Source organism: Plantactinospora sp. CA-290183 (assembly GCF_050936375.1).
Lineage (GTDB): Bacteria > Actinomycetota > Actinomycetes > Mycobacteriales > Micromonosporaceae > Plantactinospora.
The window spans coordinates 39105-57241 of record NZ_JBNJMX010000019.1; the positions used below are offsets into that span (position 1 = coordinate 39105).

At 73.8% G+C, this 18137-nt stretch carries 18 protein-coding genes and 1 pseudogene; 9 read left to right on the top strand and 10 right to left on the bottom strand.

The window, feature by feature from the left end:
- Positions 1 to 55 precede the first annotated feature (55 nt).
- Positions 56 to 1795 (bottom strand): ArnT family glycosyltransferase, encoded by a 1740-nt coding sequence (locus ACQEUR_RS20850; RefSeq protein WP_433033754.1) that lies wholly within the window; start codon positions 1793 to 1795, stop codon positions 56 to 58.
- A 313-nt stretch (positions 1796 to 2108) separates the two neighbouring features.
- Here ACQEUR_RS20850 and ACQEUR_RS20855 point away from each other — a divergent pair, with 313 nt between their 5' ends.
- The 4 genes from ACQEUR_RS20855 (at position 2109) to ACQEUR_RS20870 (ending at position 7274) form a co-directional block, all read left to right on the top strand.
- The gene (locus ACQEUR_RS20855; protein ID WP_433033757.1) at positions 2109 to 3974 is read left to right on the top strand and encodes a glycoside hydrolase family 3 protein; all 1866 of its coding nucleotides are present in this window, start codon (positions 2109 to 2111) and stop codon (positions 3972 to 3974) included.
- An 82-nt stretch (positions 3975 to 4056) separates the two neighbouring features.
- Positions 4057 to 4746, top strand: coding sequence for a response regulator transcription factor (locus tag ACQEUR_RS20860; protein ID WP_433033760.1), 690 nt, complete (start codon positions 4057 to 4059; stop codon positions 4744 to 4746).
- A 29-nt stretch (positions 4747 to 4775) separates the two neighbouring features.
- Positions 4776 to 6170, top strand: a complete 1395-nt coding sequence (locus ACQEUR_RS20865) for an ATP-binding protein (RefSeq protein ID WP_433033763.1) — start codon at positions 4776 to 4778, stop codon at positions 6168 to 6170.
- 567 nt (positions 6171 to 6737) lie between these two features.
- A complete protein-coding gene (locus tag ACQEUR_RS20870) occupies positions 6738 to 7274 on the top strand; it encodes a hypothetical protein (RefSeq protein ID WP_433033766.1) in 537 nt (178 codons plus the stop codon).
- 42 nt (positions 7275 to 7316) lie between these two features.
- On the opposite strand, the gene ACQEUR_RS20875 is transcribed toward ACQEUR_RS20870, so the two are convergent.
- Positions 7317 to 8333, bottom strand: a complete 1017-nt coding sequence (locus ACQEUR_RS20875) for an adenosine deaminase (RefSeq protein ID WP_433033769.1) — start codon at positions 8331 to 8333, stop codon at positions 7317 to 7319.
- Positions 8334 to 8373: 40 nt separating this feature from the next.
- Positions 8374 to 9177 (bottom strand): trans-aconitate 2-methyltransferase, encoded by an 804-nt coding sequence (locus tag ACQEUR_RS20880; protein WP_433033772.1) that lies wholly within the window; start codon positions 9175 to 9177, stop codon positions 8374 to 8376.
- A gap of 98 nt (positions 9178 to 9275) precedes the next feature.
- Here ACQEUR_RS20880 and ACQEUR_RS20885 point away from each other — a divergent pair, with 98 nt between their 5' ends.
- Both ACQEUR_RS20885 and ACQEUR_RS20890 read left to right on the top strand, forming a co-directional pair.
- A complete protein-coding gene (locus tag ACQEUR_RS20885) occupies positions 9276 to 10259 on the top strand; it encodes an aldo/keto reductase (RefSeq protein WP_433033775.1) in 984 nt (327 codons plus the stop codon).
- A 23-nt stretch (positions 10260 to 10282) separates the two neighbouring features.
- The gene (locus ACQEUR_RS20890; protein ID WP_433033778.1) at positions 10283 to 10525 is read left to right on the top strand and encodes a hypothetical protein; all 243 of its coding nucleotides are present in this window, start codon (positions 10283 to 10285) and stop codon (positions 10523 to 10525) included.
- A gap of 93 nt (positions 10526 to 10618) precedes the next feature.
- Here ACQEUR_RS20890 and ACQEUR_RS20895 read toward each other — a convergent pair whose 3' ends face one another.
- From ACQEUR_RS20895 to ACQEUR_RS20925, 7 genes are all read right to left on the bottom strand, one after another.
- Positions 10619 to 10822, bottom strand: a complete 204-nt coding sequence (locus ACQEUR_RS20895; RefSeq protein ID WP_007075740.1) for a cold-shock protein — start codon at positions 10820 to 10822, stop codon at positions 10619 to 10621.
- Positions 10823 to 11319: 497 nt separating this feature from the next.
- Positions 11320 to 11592 carry a DUF4235 domain-containing protein gene (locus ACQEUR_RS20900; protein ID WP_433033784.1) on the bottom strand — a complete coding sequence of 91 codons (273 nt, stop codon included), beginning with the start codon at positions 11590 to 11592 and terminating at the stop codon, positions 11320 to 11322.
- A complete protein-coding gene (locus ACQEUR_RS20905; protein WP_433033787.1) occupies positions 11589 to 11900 on the bottom strand; it encodes a DUF3618 domain-containing protein in 312 nt (103 codons plus the stop codon). The genes ACQEUR_RS20900 and ACQEUR_RS20905 overlap by 4 nt, the downstream gene beginning before the upstream one ends.
- Positions 11897 to 12328 carry a phage holin family protein gene (locus ACQEUR_RS20910; protein WP_433033790.1) on the bottom strand — a complete coding sequence of 144 codons (432 nt, stop codon included), beginning with the start codon at positions 12326 to 12328 and terminating at the stop codon, positions 11897 to 11899. The genes ACQEUR_RS20905 and ACQEUR_RS20910 overlap by 4 nt, the downstream gene beginning before the upstream one ends.
- Positions 12329 to 12710: 382 nt before the next feature.
- Complete coding sequence (locus tag ACQEUR_RS20915; protein ID WP_433033793.1) at positions 12711 to 13925, bottom strand: mechanosensitive ion channel family protein; 1215 nt, start codon at positions 13923 to 13925, stop codon at positions 12711 to 12713.
- Between the two features lie 131 nt (positions 13926 to 14056).
- Positions 14057 to 14878 carry a DUF1206 domain-containing protein gene (locus ACQEUR_RS20920; protein ID WP_433033796.1) on the bottom strand — a complete coding sequence of 274 codons (822 nt, stop codon included), beginning with the start codon at positions 14876 to 14878 and terminating at the stop codon, positions 14057 to 14059.
- 87 nt (positions 14879 to 14965) lie between these two features.
- Complete coding sequence (locus ACQEUR_RS20925) at positions 14966 to 15328, bottom strand: hypothetical protein (protein WP_433033799.1); 363 nt, start codon at positions 15326 to 15328, stop codon at positions 14966 to 14968.
- A gap of 74 nt (positions 15329 to 15402) precedes the next feature.
- Between ACQEUR_RS20925 and ACQEUR_RS20930 the strand changes: the two are divergent.
- The 3 genes and pseudogenes from ACQEUR_RS20930 to ACQEUR_RS20940 form a co-directional block, all read left to right on the top strand.
- A pseudogene (locus ACQEUR_RS20930) lies at positions 15403 to 16611 on the top strand (cysteine desulfurase-like protein); the annotation flags it as partial.
- Between the two features lie 112 nt (positions 16612 to 16723).
- Positions 16724 to 17008 (top strand): GNAT family N-acetyltransferase, encoded by a 285-nt coding sequence (locus ACQEUR_RS20935; RefSeq protein WP_433033802.1) that lies wholly within the window; start codon positions 16724 to 16726, stop codon positions 17006 to 17008.
- 100 nt (positions 17009 to 17108) lie between these two features.
- Complete coding sequence (locus ACQEUR_RS20940) at positions 17109 to 18137, top strand: PQQ-dependent sugar dehydrogenase (RefSeq protein ID WP_433033834.1); 1029 nt, start codon at positions 17109 to 17111, stop codon at positions 18135 to 18137.

Genomic DNA, 18137 nt, shown 5'->3' on the forward strand with positions numbered 1-18137 from the left:
TTCTTATCGCTTTCTGCATAGGAAGGGCCCCCTCCTAACACGTCGGGCCCCCGGATCAGGGGATGCGGTACAGCCGCAGGGTGTGGCCGATCGTGGCGATCGGCTGCTGTCCACGGATCAGCGCGGCGTAGCCGCCCGGGCGGGCCACGAGGCGCACGAGCGAGATCGCGAGCAGCCCGTGCACCTGCTCCGGCGGTACCCCCGTCGGGTCGGCGGCGTTGATCCCCCAGTGCCCGGCGTTCGCGCGCTGCTTGTGTACCAGCCAGACCCGCTCCTGGCTCAGGCCCCGCTCGGCCAGGTAGTCGCCGAGCCGGCCCAGGTCCTGCCCCCAGTCGACGTTCGAGTCGTTGAGGTGCCGGTAGGTGTTGGCCGGGCCGCCGAAGGCCTCGTTGGAGTAGGGCAGGTAGTAGGGGAAGGTGCGCAGCGAGCTGACCGCGACGAAGGCGACCAGGGCCAGCACGGCCGGGAGCACCCAGCGGCGGCGGTACGCCAGGATCGCCGCGACGGCCACGGCGAGGAAGATCGGCAGCCAGATGGCGTACCGGGAGCCGAAGCTGCGGGACCCGGTCATCGCCGCCGGCAGCAGGATCGCCAACGGCAGCAGCAGGTAGAGCGCGATCGGCCGGAGCCGCCGGATCGACAGCAGCGCCACGACCGAGCCCAGCCACAGTGCCGTCATGCCGAGCGGGGTCTTGACCAGCAGGGCGGCGGGCAGGTAATACCACCGGCCGCCGTGGTACCGCTCGCCGAACAGGTAGCCGTTGAACTCCCGCCCCTCGAAGCGGAGTTGGACGAGCAGCCCGTCCCGGTACGGCTCCGGGAACGGCAGCAGGCCGGCCAGGTACCTCTTCGGTCCGGCGTCGAACCGGGCGACCGGTTCGTACCGCAGGGCGGGGTCGACCACCAGGTAGCTGGCCCACACGACGGCGACCGCGATCACGCCGACGGCGGCCGCGCAGCCGAGACCCCGCAGCACCCGGCGGCGGTCCGGTCGGACCCACCGGCCGGCCGGCTCCGCGGAGGTCCGGGCGGACCGCGCCGAGATCCAGGCGGGCAGCGCCGCCAGCAGCAGCACGACCGGCAGTACCGGCAGGGCCGTCATCTTGGTGGCCAGCGCGCAGCCGAAGGCCGCCCCGGCCAGCGGCAGGTACCAGCGTGGCCGGTGCCGGGCCCGCCACAGCAGCCACACCGTGGTGAGCAGGAAACCCGCCAGCGGCACGTCGTTGGTGGCGAGCGAACCGTGCGCGATGACGTCGGGCGAGAACGAGTAGAGCGCGAGGGCCAGCAGGCCGCCCCCGACCCCGAACAGGTCCCGGGCGAAGGCGAAGACCACCAGGCCGAACAGCAGGGTCAGCACGATCAACGGGAGCCGGGCCGACCACAGCACCCGCTCCGGGTCGTTGCCCTCGCCGTAGAGCACCCGGGCGCCGACCTCCCACTGCGTGCCCCGGTAGCCGGGGTCGAGCCGTACGTCCAGGAAGCTCAACCCGGCCGCGGCGAGGAGCTTGGCCAGCGGCGGGTGTTCGGGGTTGAGCCGCAGGTCGTGTTGCTGGACGTAGCTGACCGCCGCCCCGATGTACACCGGTTCGTCGGCCGTCGGCGACTGTTCGCGGGCCGCGGTGACCAGGCCCAGCGCCATCTGGCCGAGCAGCGCGAGGACGAGCAGCGCCTGCACCCGGCGGCCGTGCCGGCGGAGGAAGCCGGCCGGTGTTCCCCGCCCGGGGCCCGGCTCCGGGTCGTCGGCGGTCTCGGCGAGGCGGCGGGTGCCGGACTCGCCCGCGCTGGTCGCGGTCATGGCGCTGCGCCTCCTCCGGAGGTCGGGCAACGGTGCCCGGGCGCCACCGGGGCCGGCACGAGCGAACGGCCCACCGGGCGCCCGGTCGGACAGACGGGGCACAGTGTTCACCGTCGGTAGTTACGGCGCTGCCCCGGCGCGGGATGGCCGGGTAACGATGCTGTTATTTGATTGTTACCGATCATCAAACGCGCATGGGAGCGCTCCCGAATATGGTCGACGGGAGCCGAGATTTTGACGGTCATCGATCTCTGGGGTCACCGTACGGCGGGAAGCGGCGCCGGGCGTACGGGACGCCACCGGAGGAACTCCCGTGCCTACCCGACCCACCGCCGCCCCGCGCCGCGTACTGCTCGCCGCCGCCCTGGCCCTCGCCCTCACCGGGGTCGGCACGCCCACGCCGCCCGCCAGCGCCGCCGCACTGCCGTACGAGGATCCGACGCTGCCGGTCCCGACCCGGGTCGCCGACCTGCTCGGCCGGATGAGCCTGGACGAGAAGATCGGCCAGATGACCCAGGGCGAGCGGGCCTCGGTGACCCCCGCCGACATCACCACGTACCGGCTCGGGTCGGTGCTCTCCGGCGGCGGCTCCGCGCCCACCCCGAACAACGCCACAAGCTGGGCCGACATGTACGACCGGTTCCAGAACGGGGCCCTCGCCACCCCGCTGCGCATCCCGATGATCTACGGCTCGGACGCGGTGCACGGGCACAACAACGTGGTCGGGGCGACGATCTTCCCGCACAACATCGGTCTCGGCGCGACCCGCGACCCGGAGCTGGTCCGGCGGATCGGCCGGGCCACCGCCGAGGAGGTCGCGGGCACCGGCGTGAACTGGACCTTCGCCCCGTGTCTCTGCGTCGTCCGCAACGACCGCTGGGGACGCTCATACGAGTCCTTCGGGGAGCAGCCGGCGTTGGTCAGCTCGATGACCAGCGTCATCGAGGGTCTACAGGGCGCCTCGCTGGCCGGCCCGGCATCGGTGCTGGCCACCGCCAAGCACTACCTCGGCGACGGCGGCACCACCAACGGCACCGACCAGGGCAACACCCAACTCGCCGAGGCCGAGCTGCGCGCCGTGCACCTGCCGCCGTTCGCCGAGGCGGTACGCCGGGGCGTCGGCTCGGTGATGGTCTCCTACAGCAGCTGGAACGGACAGAAGCTGCACGGACACGCGTACCTGATCAACGACGTGCTCAAGGGCGAGCTGGGCTTCACCGGCTTCGTGGTCTCCGACTGGAACGGCATCGACCAGCTCGACGGCGCCACCGGGTTCACCGCGGCCGAGGTCCGCCAGGCGGTGAACGCCGGCATCGACATGGTGATGGCACCGACCGGGTGGCGGCAGTTCATCACCCACCTGCGGGCCGAGGTGCAGTCCGGCGGGGTCAGCCAGGCCCGGATCGACGACGCGAACCGGCGGATCCTGACGAAGAAGTTCGAGCTGGGCCTCTTCGAGCGGCCGCTGGCCGACCGCTCCTACACCCCCACGGTCGGCAGCGCCGCGCACCGGGCGCTGGCCCGGGAGGCGGTGGCCCGCTCGCAGGTGCTGCTGAAGAACGACGGCGGCATCCTGCCGCTGGCCACCGCCGGCAACAAGATCTTCGTGGCCGGCAGGAGCGCGGACAACATCGGGTACGCCAGCGGCGGCTGGACCGTGACCTGGCAGGGCGGCAGCGGCGCGATCACCCCCGGCACCTCGATCCTCCAGGGCATCCGCGACGCCGTCGCGCCGTCCAGCACCGTCACCTACCAGGCGGGCGGCACCGGCATCGACAGCTCGTACCGGGTCGCTGTCGCGGTGCTCGGCGAGACCCCGTACGCCGAGGGGCGCGGGGACCGGCCCGGCGGGATGGGACTCGACGCCACCGACCTGGCCACCCTGGCCACCCTGCGCGCCTCCGGGGTGCCGGTGGTCGTGGTCCTGGTCTCCGGCCGACCCCTGGACATCGCCGCGCAGCTGCCCGAGTGGGACGCCCTGCTCGCCGCATGGCTCCCCGGCACCGAGGGGGCCGGAGTGGCCGACGTCCTCTTCGGCGCCCAGCCACCGACCGGCACCCTTCCGGTCAGCTGGATGGCGAGCGCGAGCCAGCAGCCGATCAACGACGGCGACGGCAAGGCGCCGCTCTTCCCGTACGGCTTCGGGCTGGACTACTCCGGTCGACCGGGTTCATCCTGAACGGCCAGCCCCGCTCCCCCGGGTCGACCCGACGCCCCGGGCACCGATTCACCCGACTTGCCATGGGCAGTACGGTCATCAGGTGGCCACGGTCCTGCTGGTCGAAGACGACCATGTCGTGCGCGGCGCGATGCTGCGTTCCCTGGCCGACCGCGGGCACGCGGTGCACGCGGTCGGTACGGCTCTCGACGCCCTGCGCCGGGTCGCCGCGGAAACGCCTGACCTGGTCGTCCTCGACCTCGGACTGCCCGACCTGGACGGCGCCGACGCGCTGCGGATGCTCCGCGGCATCACCGACGTGCCGATCATCATCGCCACCGCCCGCGACGACGAGCAGGCGATCGTCCGGTTGTTGCGGGCGGGCGCCGACGACTACATGGTCAAGCCCTTCACCGGCGCCCATCTGGACGCCCGGATCACCACCGTGCTGCGCCGGGTCGGGCGGGCCAGCCGCACCGTCGAGCCGGCCGTGCACTCGGTCGGCGGGCTGCGGGTGGACGTCGGCGAGCGCAGCGCGCACCTCGACGGGGTGCCGCTGGCGCTGACCCGCAAGGAATTCGACCTGCTGGCTTATCTCGCGGCCCGACCCGGCCGGGTAGTGTCCCGCCGGGAACTCTTGGAGGAGGTATGGCGGCAGCCATCGGTCGGCGAGGATCAGACCATCGACGTACATCTGTATTGGCTCCGCCGCAAAATGGGCGAGTCCGCGGCGAAGCCGCGCTACCTGCGCACCGTGCGGGGGGTCGGATTCCGGTTGGTGGTACCGGACTAAGACTCTCGCTGGCCTATCTCGGCGCCGGGATGACCACCATCGTGGCGCTGGTCTTCCTGATCCCCCTCGGCTCCGCGCTCCAGCGCGACGCCCGGGAGGAGGCGCTCGGCGACGCGGCCCGGCGCAGCGCAGCGGTCGCCGGCGCGTTGCGGGTCAGCCGGGATCCGGCGGTGATCCGCCGGGTGGTCGAGGCCGACCGGGGCAACGCCGCCGAGCCGCCCGTCGTGCACGGGCTGGCCACCGGGGGCAAGCCCCGGGCCGGTGCCGCCGACGTGAACCGGGCGACCCGCACCGGCACCCCGGTCGTCGCCGAGGTGCCGGGCGGGGTCGTCCGGCTGGAACCGGTCCCGCTGGCCGGCGCGGTCGCCGTGGTGGAGGTCTTCGTGACCGACGCGGCCCTGCACGCCGGCACCGGGGGCACCTGGCTGATGCTGGTCCTGGTGGCGATCGGGCTGGTGGTGGCGTCGGTGATCATCGTGGACCGGCTCGCCGCCCGGGCGGTCGGTTCGGCCCGGGGCCTGGTCGAGGCGGCCCTCGCCGTCGGCGACGGCAACCTGGAGTTGCGCATCCAGCCCAGCGGGCCCCGCGAGCTGGCCGAGGCCGGGTACGCCTTCAACCGGATGGCGGACCGGCTGGTCACCTCGCGCACCGACGAACGGGAACTGGTGGCGGACCTGTCGCACCGGCTGCGTACCCCGCTGACCGTGCTGCGGCTCGATGCCGACGCGCTGGACTCCGACGACACCAGCGTGGGCTCGTTCAGCGCCGCCGAGCTGGACCGGCGCCGGACGATCCGCCGGATCCGGCAGGCGATCGTGACGTTGGAAGGCGAGATCGACGTACTGATCAACACGACCCGCAAGACGGTCGCCCAGGAGGCGGCGCCGGGCAGCTGCGACGTCAGCGAGGTGGTCCGGGACCGGATGGTCTTCTGGGCCGCCCTGGCCGGCGACCAGAACCGCTCCCACCGGGTCATCGGCGCGCACACCCGCATCCCGGTACCGGTCCCCCGGGCCGAGTTGGCGGCGGCGTTGGACGCGGTGCTCGGCAACGTCTTCCGCTACACCCCGCAGGGGACCGCGTTCGAGGTGGCGGTCACCCGGCGGGACGGCTACGTCGCCGTCCGGGTCGACGACGCGGGTCCCGGCATCCCCGATCCGGACCGGGCCCTGCGGCGGGGCAGCAGCGACCAGGGCTCCACCGGCCTCGGCCTGGACATCGCCCGCCGGGTTTCCCAGCAGGCGAACGGCTCCGTCAGCATCGACCGGGCCCGGCTCGGCGGCGCCAGCGTGGTGATGCTGCTGGCCGATCCCGAGGCGACCCCCCGGCAGGTGAGCCGGTTCGGACTGGTCGGCCGGCTGGCCCGGGAGAAGGACCCGGACACCCGCCGCCCCTGGTCCCGCCCTCGCCCGCCGAGCGACTGACGCCCGTACCCGTCGACGGGCCGACGGGGCGCGGCGACCAGGGGTGGGAGCGCCTGTAGAGCTGGGCGCACGAACGGGGCAGGCTCGGCCCGGGGTCCGGCGCTGCCGGCAGTGGGCGCGCCGGCGGGGCAGCTCTACAGGTGCGCGGCGCCGTAGCGACCTCGCTCGTCGTGAGGCTGGTTCTGGTCTGCCGCAAGTCTTCCTTAGGTCTCGGTTAACGGTCGGGCCACCTCCGCCGCCCGGTGGCACGATCGTGGAAGATCCCAACCGCTCCACCGGGTCGTCACCCACAGATGTGCCCCAACCCCGGTCCGGTGGAGCCGTGCGCGCGGCGGGAACACGGTCCCCCACACCTGGTTCCCGCCGCGCGCGCATATCCCCGGCGGCTCCGGCTGCACCAACATCGACTTCGCGCGATACTGGCGACCGACCGCCATCCCGCGTACCGCCGCGCACGCTCGTCGTGCCGCACCGGGCGCCGGTCGACCGCCCCCCGATCGCTGGCCCGGCGCGGCCGCCCGCAGCACCCCGCGCCGGGCCAGCCATCACCGTCGTACGAGGTGAACGATGACCCGCTCGCTGCCGCGCCGGACCGCCGTGATCGGCGCGTTCCTCCTCGCCACCCTCGTCTGGTGGTCGGCGCCCGGCTACGCCCACGACAGCCTCCGGCTCACCGTCCAGCACGACGGGCACGGCTCCGTCTGGGTGACGGCGGTCTGGCGGGACGGCCATCCGGTGACCGAGGTGATCTCGGCCACCGTCAGCGCCCGGGAGTCCGCGGGCCGCCTGATCGCACCGGAGCCGATGCGACCGGGGCCGTCGACCGGCACCGTCGTCTACCCGGGCACCCTCGCCGCCGGCCGCTGGACGGTGACCGTCGACGCCGACCGGCCGGGACGCGGCAGCTGCACGGCCGTGCTCACGGTCGGACCCGACCGGGGGCCCGAGTCGGTCGCCTGCGCTGACGCCCCGGCGGCGGTATCCGACGAAGCGGGCGGCGCGACGAACCTGGTCGTCACGCTCGTCGCCGTGGGCGCGGTCGCCGCCGCGGCCGTGACCGCCGTCGTGCTCGTCCGGCGCCGGCTCCGCACCCCGACGACCTGACCCTCCCAGCACGCCGGCGGCGGAACACCGTGATCACCGCGCTCAGGGGGTGGTGTAGGTGTCGATCTCGGTGAGGATCCGGGCCTTCTCCGGCGCGGGCAGGAAGGAGGCGGTGACCGCGTTGCGGGCCAGCCCGGCCACCCCGGCGGCGTCGAGGTCCAGCAGCCGGGCGGCGACCGCGTACTCGTCGTTGAGCGTGGTGCCGAACATCGGCGGGTCGTCGGAGTTGACGGTGACCAGCAGGCCCGCGGCGACGAGCTGGGGCAGCGGGTGCTCCTCGATCGTCGCGACCGCCCGGGTCCGCACGTTGGAGGTGGGGCAGACCTCCAACGGGATCTGCCGCTCGGCGAGCAGGGCGAGCAGCTCGGGATCGCGTACGGCCGAGATGCCGTGTCCGATCCGCTCCGCGCCGAGTTCGCGGACGGCGTCCCAGATGGTCTCCGGCCCGGTGGTCTCCCCGGCGTGCGGCACCGAGCGCAGGCCGGCCGCCCGCGCCTGGTCGAAGTACGGCTTGAACTGGGGCCGCGGCACGCCGATCTCCGGGCCGCCCAGCCCGAAAGCGATCAGGCCGTCCGGCCGCTCGTCCAGGGCGATCCGCAGGGTCTCCTCGGCCGCCGGCAGCCCCGCCTCGCCCGGGATGTCGAAGCACCAGCGCAGCGAGACGCCCAGCTCGGACTCGGCGCTCTTGCGGGCGTCCTCGATCGCCTCGCAGAACGCCGGGGCGGGGATTCCCCGGTGCACGTGGGAGTAGGGCGTGACGGTCAGCTCGGCGTACCGGACCTGTTGGCGGGCCAGCTCCCGGGCCACCTCGAAGGTGAGCAGCCGGACGTCCTCCTGGTCCCGGATCAGGTCCACGACGCTGAGGTAGATCTCGACGAAGTGCGCGAAGTCGCGGAACGCGAAGTAGTCGGCCAGCGCCTCCGGATCCGCCGGCACGGCGGTACGGCCCTCGTGCCGGGCGGCCAGTTCCGCCACGATGCGGGGCAGGGCCGACCCGACGTGGTGCACGTGCAGCTCCACCTTGGGCAGTCCGGCGATGAAGGCGGAGAGATCGGTCACGGCTACTCCCATTTGACGTTCGGTGTCGAGGTGGTGCGGGCTACCGGCGGGTGCCGGTCCGCGCGACGAAGAAGATCCGGCGGAACGGGAAGAACACCAGCCCGTCCCGGACCGGATAGGCCTCGGCCAGTCGTTCGGCGAGAGCCGCGCGGAACCTGGCCCACGCCTCGCCCGACCCGCGCAGCGCCGTACGGACCGGACGCAGCGCGGTCCCCTCCATCCAGGCCAGCACCGGATGGTCGGCGTCCCGGACCGGCAGCAGGTGCATGTAGGTAGTTTCCCAGGCGTCCACCTCGCAGCCGAGCCGGGTGAGCAGCTCCGCGTAGCCGGCGGCGTCCAGGACCGGTGCCGCCCGCAGCAGCGGGGTCACCGGGTCGCGCCAGCGCGGGTCCGCCGCGACCGCGCGCAGGGCCCGGTGCGACGCCGCGTCGAAGTTTCCCGGCACCTGGACCGCGAGCCAGGCGCCGGCACCGAGCTCGGCCACCCAGCGTTCCAGCAGTGCCTCGTGCCCGGGTACCCACTGCAGGACCGCGTTCGAGATCACCACGTCGACCTCCGGCTCGGGCGACCAGGTGCGTACGTCGGCCACCGCGAAGCCGACCGACGAGGCGCCCGGCACCGTGTCGTCCTGCGCCTGGGCCGACGCGATCATCTCGGCCGAGGAGTCCAGGCCGGTGATCCGGGCGGCGGGCCAGCGCAGGGCCAGGGTCGCGGTCAGGTTGCCGGGTCCGCAGCCGAGGTCGACCACCGCCCCGGGTGCTTCCGCGCCGACCCGGGCGACCAGGTCGAGGAAGGGGCGGGATCGTTCGTCGCCGTAGCGCAGGTAGCTGGCCGGATCCCACATGGCGCCTCCAAACCGTACGTACGTCTTGTTACCGTACCTCCGGGCCGTGCCGGGAGGCCCGTCGGGGTCGGGCGGCCCCGGGGCATAGGCTCGGCCGCGTGGAAAAACGCATCTTCTCCCGGCTGGGCCGCGACGTCGGCGTGATCGGCCTCGGCGCCTGGCAGCTCGGCGCCGACTGGGGCCAGGTCAGCGAGGACGAAGCCCTGGCGGTGCTGAGCGCCGCCGTCGAGGGCGGGGTCACCTTTCTGGACACCGCCGACGTGTACGGCGACGGACGCAGCGAGCGGCTGATCGGCCGCTTCCTGCGCGAGCGGCCCGACGCCGGGCTCACGGTGGCCACCAAGATGGGCCGTCGCGTCCCGCAGACCCCCGAGGCGTACGTCCTGGAGAACTTCCGGGCCTGGACCGACCGGTCCCGCACCAACCTCGGGGTCGACGTGCTCGACCTCGTGCAGCTGCACTGCCCACCCACCCCGGTGTTCCACACCGACGCCGTCTTCGACGCCCTCGACACCCTGGTCGCCGAGGAGCGTATCGCCGCGTACGGGGTGAGCGTGGAGACCTGCGCGGAGGCGCTCGCCGCCATCGCCCGGCCCGGGGTGGCCAGCGTGCAGATCATCCTGAACGCCCTGCGGCACAAGCCGACCGACCAGGTGCTGCCGGCCGCCCGCGCCGCCGGAGTCGGCATCATCGCCCGCGTCCCGCTCGCCAGCGGCCTGCTCTCCGGCCGGTACGACGAGAACACCACCTTCCCCAGCGACGACCACCGCAACTACAACCGGCACGGCGAGTCGTTCGACGTCGGCGAGACCTTCTCCGGGGTGGACTACGAGACCGGTCTGCGGGCCGTACGCCGGTTGCTGCCGCTGGTCCCGGAGGGGGCCACGATGGCGCAGTTCGCGCTCCGCTGGATCCTCGACCAGCCCGGCGTGACCGTCGTGATCCCCGGTGCCCGCAACCCGGAGCAGGCCCGTGGCAACGTCGCGGCCGCCGGCCTGGCCCCGCTGTCGGCGGAGGCGCGGACCACGGTGGACGCGGTGTACGACGAGCTGATCCGGCCGCAGGTGCACGACCGCTGGTGACCGCCGTTCGGGAGGTACGCACGATGAGGGGTTGGTTTCCACTCGCGGTGGGGCTGCTCGGGGTGGTCGTCGGCGCCCTGTGGACGGTGCAGGGGCTGGGTTACCTGGACGGCAGCGCGATGAGTGGCGAGCGGCTGTGGGTGGTGGTCGGCCCGGTCGTCGGCGTGGCCGGGCTGGTCATGCTCGTCGTCGGCCTCCGGCTGCGCCGCCGCGCCGACCCCGGACCGGGCCCACGGCACGTGACCGAGGACGAACCGCCCGGCTGAGCCCGGAAACGCGTCGAGCCCCGCGCGGGGCGCGGGGCTCGACGTGATCCGACTTCGGATCGTGGCTCTGGCCGGCGGGCCGGCCGTCACGGATCAGATGGGACGAACCTGCTCAGCCTGCGGCCCCTTCTGGCCCTGAGCAATTTCGAACTCCACCCGCTGGTTCTCCTCCAGCGTGCGGTAGCCGCTGGTCTGGATGGCCGAGAAGTGGACGAACACGTCAGCACCCCCGCCGTCGACGGTGATGAAGCCGAAGCCCTTGTCTGCGTTGAACCACTTCACGGTTCCCTGCGCCATGTGTATCTCCTTCTAAAACTGGCGGCCGAGCACGCCGTGCGGCCGGTTGGCCGTTTTCGAGCAGCGGCGCCTTGAGCGGCCCCCACGAAGGAGGACTTCTCCCGACCCACGCCGTCTCTCAACAGCGTGGAACAGCAAACCACGTACGCAAAAACTTCGCATAGCCCAGCCGACGAAATTCTCCGACATGTGACCTGACGGCGGGGGAAGGAAGGGGACCGCCATCGATGCCGGGGCACGCCCGGGAGGGGGTGTTGACCAGGCAGAACGGTTGCGCCCACAGGGATTGCGGGCGGTTGCCGGGCGTCGGGCGGCGGCGAGAAATCACCGCGACGAATCGACGGGACGGCAGGGCCCCGGGACGGCACGGCGACAAGGATGCAGCGATGGCGGTGGCTGGACGCGGGGCGTCAGCGGCAGAGCGCGGGGCGACGGCCGCAGAGCGCGGGGCGACAGCGCCGGCGGCGGAACGCCGGGGGCGACCGGAGGGGCCGGGTTCAGTCCGGCCAGCGGCCGGTGAGCCGGCGGACGCCGACCGCGCCACCCCGGTCCACCGCCGCCCGTACCACCGCGAAGATGGCGCCCTGGAGGGCGGCGGCGGCCAGGATCTCGCCCCAGCCGCGGTCCTCGTCGGTGGCGTCCGGTGCCTCGCCGTCTCCGGCGGTGAACTGCCAGACCCGGCGGAACAGAGCGCCGGCGGCGACCCCGGCAGCCATGCCGAGCAGGATGCCGACGGGCCGGTAGGCCACCTTGTCGATCCGGGCCCTCATCCTCGCCTCCCCCGCACGACGAGCACCACGATGGTCAGGGCCAGTGCGCCGGCCGCGATCACGGCCCAGGGGACGGGATTGCGCAACGCGACCGAGCCCGCGTCGTGCACGGTCGACCGGACCGTGGTGGTGGTCTGCCCCGCCCGCTGCAGTACCCGTTCCCGGGTCTGCGCGGCAGAGCCCTTGATCCGCGCCTTGACGTCCGCCTTGGCCGCCAGCGCCTGCACCGTCTCGCCCAGTTCGGCCCGGGTCTGCCGGATCTCGGCCCGGAGGGCCTCCGGGTTGCCGGTTCCGTTGTCCCCGCTCATGCCCGCCCCCTGTCGCGTACCGCGGCGGTCACCGTCTTGACGTCCGCGCGCACGCTCTCCGCCGCCGCGCTCGGCGTCGGTGGCACGGCCCGGCGGACCTGCCGCCTGCCGATCAGCGCGAGGACCCCGGCCGCCGCGAAGAGCAGCACGGCCACCAGCAGGGCGGCCGCCCAGGCCGGCAGCACCAACGCCAGGGCCAGCACCACGGCGGCGACCAGCACGCCCAGCCCGCAGAGCGCCAACGCCGCGCTACCGCCGAAGAGACCGACCCCGATCCCGGCGTGCCTGCCCTTGTCGGCCAGCTCGATCCGGGCCAGTGCCAGCTCGTCGCGCACCAGTCGGGACAGCTGCTCGGTCGCGCGCTGCACCAGCTCGGCGGTGGACTGCTCCGCGACCGGGCGGGAAGAATCCCGTACCACATCGGCCATGGTGTCCTCCTTTCCCAGTCCCTGGGGTCTATGCCCCGGCCGGCCGGCCGTCAACCCTGCGAGCCGGTGCCGGCTGCCGCGGTTTCGCACCGCGCGGGCCGGGACCGACCTGGGCGGGAGCCGACGAGGTGGATCCCACCGCGTGATCCCGCTGTCGTTAGTGTCCGCCACCGACCGCCCCGGTGCCGGCGGATCCGGCAGGTCGGCCCAGACCGGCCCGGCCCGGCGGAGACCCGGCGGACCGGACGGTGACCCGTCAGCCGGCCCGGAATCCCCTCAGGCGGGCCGGCGCCGCCGTGACGCGGGCCGACCCTCACCGGACGGCGGGGACGACCGCGGACCGGCTCTCACCGGACGGCGGGATCAGCGCGGCGGGACGGCATCAGCGGGGCGGGGCCTCGGCCGGCTCGTCCGGCCCGACGAAGGCGCTGCTGCGGGCGTCGCCGTCGTCGCTGCCGCCGAAGAGCCGGGCGTCCTCCGCCGGTTCGTTGTCCGGCGGCCGGCGGCCGTTGGTGGGGCGGTCCGGCGGGCGGGTCTGCACCCACTGCCAGGGCAGGGCGCTGGAGGCGTCCCCGATCTCGGTACGCAGCCGGGGCAGCGCGGTCGGCCGCCGGTCGCGCAGCCAGCAGACCAGGTGCTCGCGGACCAGGCAGCGCAGGTCCCACAGCCGGGGCGCGTCGGCGGCACTGACCAGGGCCCGCAGCCGCACCATGCCGCCGACCGCGTCGGTCACCTGGAGCACGCAGGTCCGGCCGTCCCACAGCTCGGTCCCCTCCACCAGCCGGCGCAGCTCCTCGCGCATCTCCTGCACCGGCACCGACCAGTCCACCTCGAACTCGGCGGTGCCGAGCACGGCCGCCTGGGTACGGGTCCAGTTCTGGAACGGCTTCGTGGTGAAGTACGACGTCGGCAGGATCAGCCGGCGGTCGTCCCAGATCTGCACCACCACGTAGCTGAGGGTCAGCTCCTCGATCCGGCCCCACTCCCCCTCGACCACCACCACGTCGTCCAGCCGGACGGCGTCGCTGAACGCCAGTTGCAGCCCGGCGAAGACGTTGCCGAGCACGCTCTGCGCGGCCAGCGCGGCGACCACGCCGATCACCCCGGCGGAGGCGAGCACGCTCGCGCCGATCCCCCGCACACTCGGGAAGGTCATCAGCATCGTGCCCAGGGTGAGCACCACGATCACCGCGATGGTGATCCGGCGCAGCATCACGATCTGGGTCTTGATCCGCCGGGCCTGGCGGTTGTCCGGCACGTCGGTGCGGAACCGGGCCAGCGCGGTGTCCTCGCTCACCAGCAGCAGCGACGCGACCAGCCAGGCGGTCGCCCCGATGACGGCCAGCACGAGGAGGTGCAGCAGGGTCTGCCGCCACGGTGTGCCGACGCCGTACCCGGTGCTGAACCGGACGCCGAACTGGACCGCGACCACCGTCCCGGCCACCTGGAACGGACGGTGCGAGTGCTCGGACAACTCGGTCAGCAGGACGGACCGCCGGCCGAGCCGGCGCACGATCCGGTGCACCACCTCGACCACGATCAGCGCGATCGCCGCCGCGCCCAGCGCGACGGCGATCGTCCACAGATAGCTCTCCACCAAGGTTCTCCCTCCCGCGCCCGGCCGGTGGCCGCCCCCGGAGTCGGCGGGCGGCCCGGCGGGCCTGTCGGAGCTGTCGTCGGGGCATCGGAAAAAATGTAGAATGCCCAACTTAGCCCGATGGGCCGGGACTAAACCTTGCGGTACCTCGCCTGGACGAGGCAGAAGGCGGCGAACGCGGCGATGCCGAGCGCCACGAGGGTGAGCAGGATCGATCCGTACGCCTGCTCCCGGAGGGCGTGCAGGGCGGCGTCCAGCCCCCGGGCCCGGTCCGGGTCGTAGGTCACCGCGGCGGTCAGCACCAGCACCCCGGCGATGCCGTACGCGACGCCCTTGGCGACGTAACCGGCGACGCCGAGACGCCGCGAGAGGGTACGGGTCCGGTGGTCCATCTGACCGGTCCGCAGGTGCTTCTCGAAGCGCTTGACCCAGCCGTACCAGATCAGCCCGACGCCGAGCGCGGTGAGCGCCAGCCCGGCCAGCCCGACCAGCCAGCGGCCGCCGTCCGAGGTCATCAACTTCTCGGTCAGCGCCTGCTGCTTGTCGGCGCTCGACGAGCTGGCGTGCTGGATCACCTGGTACGAGGTCCAGGCGAAGTAGAAGTAGACCAGGGTCCGGCCGACCGAGGTCAGCCGCTCCACGGTGCGCTGGCCGCCGCGCTCCTCACGGTGTCCGATGGTGGCCTCGAACGCCTGCCAGATCGCCATGGCCAGCAGGCCGACTCCGACCGCGCCGACGAGGAACCGCCCCAGCGGCTGCGCGGCCAGGGTGCGCAGCGCGCCGGACTGGTCGCCGTCGGCGGCGGGGCGACCGAACGCGATCTGCAACGCCAGCCAGGCGAAGAGCAGGTGCACGATCCCGTAGCCCACGAACCCGGCCCGGGCGAGAAGTTCCAGGGTCCTGCTGTTTGCCGCCCGGCTGGCGGTGGCGCCGGCGTTACTGGTCACTGACATGGCGTGTCATTTCACCGGTCGGCAAGATTTCCAAACGTCCGCCGCTCCGGCCCGGACCAGCACCTCCGGCGCCACCGCCGCCGGTGCTCAGCCGGCGTTGCGGCCGATCCGGACCACCACCTGCTCCGCGGTGGCGCTCTCGACCGTGGCGTAGAGGCCACCCACCTCGGTCGCCTGCTGGCCGGTGGTGAGCGTCAACTGCTCGCCGGCCACCTCGATGGTCACCTTGTCGCCGTCGACGCCGATCAGCTTCGCCTCGACGCCGAGGACGCTGGTCTGGGCGTTGACACCTCGGTCGAACGTGACCGTGCAGGCGTCGAGCCCGCAGTCGGTGGAGGTCCCCTCGGAACTGCAGCCGGCCAGGACGGCCGCTCCGAGGGCAAGGCCGGCGAAAAGGCCGGCGGCACGACGGACGGGGGTCATTTGGCGGTACGCGGGAGGGTTCGTCACCCTTAACAGGATAGCCGGAGTGATCCAGGCGACTGATCAACATCATCCGGCCCGGGTTTGACTAGGGTGCCGGCATGTCCTTCGACGTCGCCCGGGTCCGGGCCGCCTACCCCGCCCTCGCCGAGGGCTACGCGCACTTCGACGGAGCCGCCGGCACCCAGGTCGCGGCGCCGGTCGCCGACGCGGTCTCGGCCGCGATGCGCGGCGCGGTGGCCAACCTGAGCCCCGCGCACGTCCCGGGCCGGCGCTCCCGGGAACTGGTCGACGAGGCGCGGGGGGCGGTCGCCGACCTGCTCGGGGTGGCCCCGGACGGGGTGGTGCTGGGGCCGAGCGCCACCGCGCTGACGTACCAGGTGGCCCGGACCCTGAGTCGGGGCTGGCGCGCGGGCGACGAGGTGGTGGTCTCCCGGCTGGACCACGACGCCAACGTCCGCCCCTGGGTGCAGGCGGCGGAGGCGACCGGTGCCGTGGTGCGCTGGGCGGAGGTCGACCCGGAGACCGCCGAGCTGCCCGCCGGGCAGTACGCGGAGCTGGTCGGCCCCCGCACCCGGCTGGTCGCGCTGACCGCCGGCAGCAACGCGGTCGGTACGGTGCCGGACGTGGCCGCCGTCGCCGGGATCGCGCACGCGGCCGGCGCCCTGGTCTACGTGGACGGGGTGCACGCCACCCCGCACGGCCCCACCGACGTCGCCACGCTCGGCGCCGACTTCTACGTCACCAGCGCCTACAAGTGGTCCGGCCCGCACGTGGCGGCGGTGGTCGCCACCGCGCAGCAGTGGGCGGAGCTGCGCCCGGCGAAGCTGCTGCCCTCCCCGGACCGGGTGCCGGACCGGTTCGAGCTGGGCACCCCGAGCTTCCCGCTGCTGGCCGGGCTGCGGGCGGCCGTCGACCACCTCGCCGGGCTGGATCCCGCCGCGACCGGGGACCGGCGGGCCCGGCTGCTCGCCGGGCTGAGCGCGGCCCGCGCGCACGAGGAGCGGCTCTTCGCCCGACTGCTCGCCGGGCTCGGCGCGCTGCCGCGGGTGACCGTGTACGGCGCCGCCCGGCGGCGCTGCCCGACGGTCTCGTTCCGGGTGACCGACCAGGCCCCGGCGCGGACCGCCGCCGCACTGGGCGAGCGGGGCGTCTGCGTCTCGGCCGGTGACTACTACGCCTACGAGTACTTCCAGTCGCTGGGCCTGCGGGAGCGCGGTGGGGCGGTGCGGGCCAGCGTCTACCACTACAACACGGTCGAGGAGATCGACCGGCTGCTGGCCGAACTCGGCCGGGTGGCCGGTTCCGGCCAGGGCGGCCCGGACGTGCCGGCCCCGGGCGGCTCGCCGGACGGCCGGCTCGGTGACGAGGTGGCGGCGGGATGACGGGCGGGACCGGGCGTCCGGGAGGAGAATCGGTCCGGTGAACCTCCTGGTGCAAGACAATCCCGCGCAGCGGCGCTTCGAGATCCTGCTCGACGACAGCCTGGCCGGCTTCATCGGCTACCAGGTCGAGTCCGGCACGACCGTGCTGGTACACACCGAGGTCGACCCGGGGTTCGAGGGGCAGGGGGTGGGGAGCAGGCTCGCCGCCGGCACCCTGGACCAGCTCCGCGAGCGCGGCGACACGGTGCGGATCACCTGCCCGTTCCTGCTCACGTTCGTCGAGCGTCACCCCGAGTACGCCTCGATCGTCGACGGAGGCTGAGCGGCGCCCGCGCGGCGGGGCGGCTACCGTCGTACCCGTGACGGAGTCGACAGCGCGCGGGACGGGCCGGACCGGCCGGGTGGTGGTGGCGGCGATCGCGGTGGCCGCGGTGGTCGGGGCCGTCGTCGGGGTGGGCGTGTGGCGGGGCTGGTTCGCGGACCCGTCGGTCTCCGACGCGCCGCGCGCCCGGGCCGGCGCGGTGGAGACGGTGGTCGGCGACCTCGCCGCGCCGTGGGGCCTGGCCTTCCTGCCCGACTCCTCCGCCCTGGTGACCGAGCGGGACAGCGGGCGGATCCTCCAGGTCTCCGGGGGTACGGCCCGCGAGGTGGCCCGGATCGACGAGGCGGCGCCGGCGGGCGAGGGCGGGCTGCTCGGCATCGCCGTCTCCCCCGACTACGCCCGGGACCGGTGGGTGTACGTCTACTACACAGCCGAGCGGGACAACCGGATCGCCCGGCTGCGCCTGGGCGAACGCCCGGAGCCGGTCCTCACCGGCATCCCCCGGGGCAGCCGCACCCACAACGGGGGCCGGATCGCGTTCGGGCCGGACGGGATGCTCTACGCCGGCACCGGCGACGCCGGTGAGCGCGACGCCGCGCAGGACCGGGGCAGCCTGGCCGGCAAGATCCTGCGGATGACCCCGGACGGCCAGCCCGCCCCGGGCAATCCGGACGAGGGTTCGCTGGTCTACAGCCTCGGCCACCGCAACGTCCAGGGGATCGCCTGGGACGCCAGGGGCACCCTGTTCGCGGCCGAGTTCGGGCAGAACCACTACGACGAGCTGAACCGGATCTCGCCCGGCGGCAACTACGGCTGGCCGCTGGTGGAGGGCCCCTCGGACGACTCCCGGTACGTCACCCCGCTGGCCACCTGGGCCACCGACGAGGCCTCGCCCAGCGGTCTGGCGGTGGTCGGCGACCAGGCCTGGCTGGCGTGCCTGCGCGGTCAGCGGCTCTACCGGATCGGCACCGACGGCACCGGCCCGGAGGCGCTGCTGAGCGGCGAGTACGGCCGGCTGCGGCATGTCGCGGCGGCGCCGGACGGGTCGCTCTGGGTGCTCACCTCGAACCGGGACGGGCGCGGCTCGCCGGACGAGGGCGACGACCGGATCCTGCGCCTCGTCCCCTGA

Bases quoted from the DNA above. Each gene is read 5' to 3' on its own strand.
- ACQEUR_RS20850 (WP_433033754.1), bottom strand. From the start codon at position 1,795: ATGACCGCGACCAGCGCGGGCGAGTCCGGCACCCGCCGCCTCGCCGAG.
- ACQEUR_RS20865 (WP_433033763.1), top strand. From the start codon at position 4,776: ATGACCACCATCGTGGCGCTGGTCTTCCTGATCCCCCTCGGCTCCGCG.
- ACQEUR_RS20870 (WP_433033766.1), top strand. From the start codon at position 6,738: ATGACCCGCTCGCTGCCGCGCCGGACCGCCGTGATCGGCGCGTTCCTC.
- ACQEUR_RS20880 (WP_433033772.1), bottom strand. From the start codon at position 9,177: ATGTGGGATCCGGCCAGCTACCTGCGCTACGGCGACGAACGATCCCGC.
- ACQEUR_RS20890 (WP_433033778.1), top strand. From the start codon at position 10,283: ATGAGGGGTTGGTTTCCACTCGCGGTGGGGCTGCTCGGGGTGGTCGTC.
- ACQEUR_RS20895 (WP_007075740.1), bottom strand. From the start codon at position 10,822: ATGGCGCAGGGAACCGTGAAGTGGTTCAACGCAGACAAGGGCTTCGGC.
- ACQEUR_RS20900 (WP_433033784.1), bottom strand. From the start codon at position 11,592: ATGAGGGCCCGGATCGACAAGGTGGCCTACCGGCCCGTCGGCATCCTG.
- ACQEUR_RS20905 (WP_433033787.1), bottom strand. From the start codon at position 11,900: ATGAGCGGGGACAACGGAACCGGCAACCCGGAGGCCCTCCGGGCCGAG.
- ACQEUR_RS20910 (WP_433033790.1), bottom strand. From the start codon at position 12,328: ATGGCCGATGTGGTACGGGATTCTTCCCGCCCGGTCGCGGAGCAGTCC.
- ACQEUR_RS20920 (WP_433033796.1), bottom strand. From the start codon at position 14,878: ATGTCAGTGACCAGTAACGCCGGCGCCACCGCCAGCCGGGCGGCAAAC.